This is a genomic window from uncultured Aquincola sp. (assembly GCF_964001545.1).
Lineage (GTDB): Bacteria > Pseudomonadota > Gammaproteobacteria > Burkholderiales > Burkholderiaceae_C > Aquincola.
On record NZ_CAXFDV010000721.1, the window covers coordinates 1 to 4,030 of the forward strand.

Consider the following 4,030-nt stretch of genomic DNA (forward strand, 5'->3'; position numbering starts at 1 on the left):
AGCAGGACGCGCTGGACGACAAGCAGGTGCACATCGAGCCCGACGGCACCGGCCCCAGCTCCACCGAGAGCCTGGACCCGCAGGCCGACCAGGCCAAGGGCAGCGGGAATCCGCCGGCCGGCGGCTGAGCCCGGCCAGCCGGCGCCTCCTACGATCCGACAAAGTAGGGACGTCCGGCTTGAAGAGGCGAGGAACGTCACCGAGGATGGGACGAACGGCATTCACTGGCCGTGCCCCACCCTTGAGGAATCGCCATGCTGCACCGTCCGCCATCGCCGCTTGTTCGCAGCCTTGCGCTGGGCTGTCTCGCGATGCTGTTGAGTTCCGGCTCACGTGCCGTAACGGTGACGGTGGACAACGCCTTCATGAACCTGGAACACAGGGCGGTGAATTCGCTCGGTTTCACTTCCGGCGAATTGATGCGCATTGGCGCGGCCACGGTCAGCCCCAATGGCGATGCCGGTACGACGGCATTCGGCAGCACCACGAACACGGTGACGGGCGCTACCGTGACCCGAACCATCGCCTTTTCGCCCTCACCCGCCATCCCCAATTTCTTCTCGCGGGTGATGCCGTACGACGCGCAGCTGACGGGGCCGTGGACCTTGACCTTCCGCAACGGCCTTGATGCCACACAGCGCGTCGTGAACCTGCCTGCGGGCACGGCACAGCTGCCCTTCGTCAACGGCATCACCTTGTCGGGCAGCAGCGCGCACCCGACGTTCACCTGGTCGCCGCCCCCCGGCGTACACATCGATGGCTACCGAATCAACATCTTTGACCGCTCGCTTGTACGCCCGGGCAACGGGGGCCAGGTCACCAGCCGAGACCTGAGCCCGGACACCACTTCCTACACCGTGGACGGCACAGACTTCACGGTGCCCGGCTACAGCTTCAGCTTGAACAAGGCGTATGTCATCGAGATCAGCGTCTTGCAAACGCGCGACGGCAGCAGCCGCACGCGCAACGAAAACCTGAAGGCTGTCTCGCGCGTTTATGCCGACTTCACTGCACGCGAATCCGGCGGCCCGCTGGTCAACCTGCCGGTGCTGCGGCCCGACGGGGTCTACCAGTTCAACCTGTCCGTCAAAGCCGCACAGACGTACTACATCGACCCCGCCATCGCCACCGGCTACGACTTCGCGATCGGCAGCGGCAATCCGAGCTTCGCATCCGTCACGTTGCCCACCGGCATCGGCGATGGGTTGTATGACCTGTATGGCTGGCAAGGCGGTCAGCCGGTGCTGCTGCGCAAGAACCTGGCCGGCGGCACCCCCTACAGCTTTGCACCGGGAGGCGTCACCGCCTTTCGGGTGACAGGCATCGAGACCTCGGCGGGTCTGGACCCCGCCAACACGACGGCTTTCGTCACCGCAGTGAGCTTCACCGCTGACGGCGTGTTCACCGGCACGCAAACACCCATCCTGGCTGTGCCGGAGCCCCGCACCGACCTCCTGTTCGCGCTGGGTCTGGCGGGGATGCTGGTCCATCGGCCCAGTCGCAAGCGACGCTGACAGTTGGGCCGTGGCCGCAGAGCGGCGGGATACTCGGGGCTCACCCACTGCCCCGAGGAAGCCCCGTGCCCCGATCGAACCCGACCCGCGCCCGCGCCCTGGCGCTGGCATGCGCCGCCCTGCTGTGCCCCCTTGCCCATGCCCAGGAAGACGACAGCGAAGCAGGACTGGCGCTGTGGGAGGTGGGCGGCCTGGGCTTCGGCGTGCGCCAGCAGGCCTACCCCGGTGCCGACGAGCATGTGAGCCGCGGCCTGGTGCTGCCCTTCTTCATCTACCGCGGCAAGTACCTGCGGGCCGACCGCCAAACCGCGGGCGTGCGCGCCGTCAAGACCGACAACGTGGAAGTGGACATCGGCTTTGCCGGCGCCTTCGGCTCCAGCTCCAAGGACATCGACGCCCGCCGCGGCATGCCCGACCTGGGCACGCTGGTGGAGTTCGGCCCGCGCATCAAGTGGAAGCTGGGTGAAGCCTGGGGCGGCCGCTTCCGTGCCGACCTGCCGCTGCGCGGCGTGTTCGACCTGAGCGACGGCATGGCCCACCGCGGCTGGTCGCTGGAGCCGGAGATCGGCTACCGCCGCAGCATGGACAACGGCTGGAGCTGGGGCACCTCGGTGAGCGCGGTGATCGGCGACAAGCGCCTGAACCGCACCCTCTACGGCGTGGCCCCGCAGTACGCCACCGCCGACCGCCCCGCCTACCAGGCCAGCAGCGGCCTGGTGACCTGGCGCCTGCAGGCCACGCTGTCGTCCGCCCTCACCCGCGACTGGCGCGTGTTCGGCTTTGCGCGCCTGGACAACGTGAGCGGCGCCGCCAACCGCGACAGCCCCCTGGTGCGCCAGACCAACGGCGGCACGGTGGGCATCGGGGTGGCGTATACGTGGCTGCGGTCCGAAGCGCGGGCCTACGATTGATCGCGCTAGCCATTCGCGGCGTGCGTCAGCCCTCGTAGCCCTTCGCCCGCGCCAGCAATTCGGGCGTGCCGATCACCTCGTTCAGCCCGTCAAAGTCCAGCATCTCGCCGCGCATCGGCGCCGTGCTGCCGTGCTCACGCAGGCTGCCGAAGTAGCGCTGCAGCTGCCGCACCACGAAGCGCGCCGTGCCGCCCGGGAAGATGACGATGCGAAAGCCACGGCGGCCCAGTTCCTCGGCGCTTTCGATCGGCGTCTGGCCGCCTTCCACCATGTTGGCCAGCAGCGGCAGCCGGTGGGCCAGCCGGCGGCAGGCACGGTCCATGTCCTCGGGCGTGCGCAGCGCTTCCACGAAGAGCGCATCCACGCCGCAGTCGGCGTAAGCCTCGGCGCGGTCGAGTGCCGCATCCAGGCCTTCCACGCCGGCCGCATCGGTGCGCGCCAGGATCAGCGTGCCGGCCGAGCGCCGTGCGTCCAGCGCCGCGCGCAGCTTGCCGCGGGCCTCCTGCACCGGCACCACCGCCTTGCCGGCCAGGTGGCCGCAGCGTTTGGGAAAGGTCTGGTCCTCCAGCTGGATCATCGCGGCACCGGCCCGCTCCAGCAGGCGCACCGTGCGCTGGGTGTTGATCGCATTGCCGTAGCCGGTGTCGCCGTCCACGATCACCGGCACCTGGATGCGGTCGGTGATGCGCGACAGCACCTCGGCGGTTTCGGTGGCGGTGGTCAGGCCCACGTCGCTGCGGCCCAGCAGGCTGTAGGCCACCGCGCCGCCCGAGAGGTACACCGCCTCGAAGCCGGCCTGCTCGGCCAGCAGCGCGGTCAGCGGGTCGTAGACGCCCGGAGCCAGCAGCGCCTGCGGCTGTGCAAGCCGCTGCTGCAACACGGTTGCTGCGCTCATTCCACCTTGGCCCCGGTCAGCTGCACCACCTTGCGCCAGCGTTCCACCTCTTCCTGCAAGAAGGTGGCGAACTCGGCGCTGGTGCTGCCCACCGGCTCCAGGCCTTCGGTGGTCAGGTGCTTGCGCATCGCTTCGCCGTTCACCGCCGCGCGGGCGGCAGTGGCCACCCGCTGCGCATCGGCCGGCTTGATGCCCGCGGGCCCCAGCAGGCCATACCATGAGCCATAGTCGAAGCCCGGGAACAGCTCGGCCACCGGCGCCGCGTTGGGGTAGGCGGCCACGCGCTGCGCGGTGCTCACCGCCAGCACCTTGAGCTTCCCGCCCTTGACCAGTTCCTGCGCCGAAGCAACGTTGCTGAACACCAGGTCGACCTGGCCGCTCATCGCATCGGTCAAGGCCGGTCCGGCGCCTTTGTAGGGCACCGAGACGGCGCTCAAGCCGGCCTGCGTCTTCAGCATCTCGCCGGCCAGGTGGTTGGCGCTGCCCACACCCGCCACGCCGAGGCTCAGCGGCCGGCCCTTGGCCGTGGCCAGCAGCTCGCGCAGGCTGGCGGCGGGAAAGTCGGGCCGGGTCACCAGCAGCAGCGGCGATCGCGCCACCAGGCTGATGGCCGTGAAGTCCTTCAGCGGATCGAAGGGCAGCTTCGGGAACAGCGAGGCATTGATCGCATGGCTGGTGTAGCAGACCAGCAGGCTGCCCAGGTCCGGGTC

General features: G+C 69.2%; 4 protein-coding genes. 2 read left to right on the top strand and 2 right to left on the bottom strand.

Translation table 11 applies throughout. The features are described from left to right. The first annotated feature begins 254 nt into the window (after positions 1-254). On the top strand, positions 255-1,514 hold the full coding sequence (locus ABNT58_RS25380; RefSeq protein WP_348756161.1) for a hypothetical protein: 1,260 nt from the start codon (positions 255-257) through the stop codon (positions 1,512-1,514). 65 nt (positions 1,515-1,579) lie between these two features. Next, the gene (locus tag ABNT58_RS25385; protein WP_348756162.1) at positions 1,580-2,425 is read left to right on the top strand and encodes a MipA/OmpV family protein; all 846 of its coding nucleotides are present in this window, start codon (positions 1,580-1,582) and stop codon (positions 2,423-2,425) included. Between the two features lie 25 nt (positions 2,426-2,450). Here ABNT58_RS25385 and ABNT58_RS25390 read toward each other — a convergent pair whose 3' ends face one another. Next, positions 2,451-3,320 (bottom strand): isocitrate lyase/phosphoenolpyruvate mutase family protein, encoded by an 870-nt coding sequence (locus tag ABNT58_RS25390; RefSeq protein ID WP_348756163.1) that lies wholly within the window; start codon positions 3,318-3,320, stop codon positions 2,451-2,453. Then, positions 3,317-4,030, bottom strand: a 714-nt coding sequence (locus ABNT58_RS25395) for a tripartite tricarboxylate transporter substrate-binding protein (protein ID WP_348756164.1), incomplete at its 5' end; no start/stop codon positions are given. The genes ABNT58_RS25395 and ABNT58_RS25390, both read right to left, overlap by 4 nt.

Excerpts from the sequence above, each read along its gene's own strand:
- ABNT58_RS25390 (WP_348756163.1), bottom strand. The coding sequence starts at position 3,320 with ATGAGCGCAGCAACCGTGTTGCAGCAGCGGCTTGCACAGCCGCAGGCG.
- ABNT58_RS25380 (WP_348756161.1), top strand. The coding sequence starts at position 255 with ATGCTGCACCGTCCGCCATCGCCGCTTGTTCGCAGCCTTGCGCTGGGC.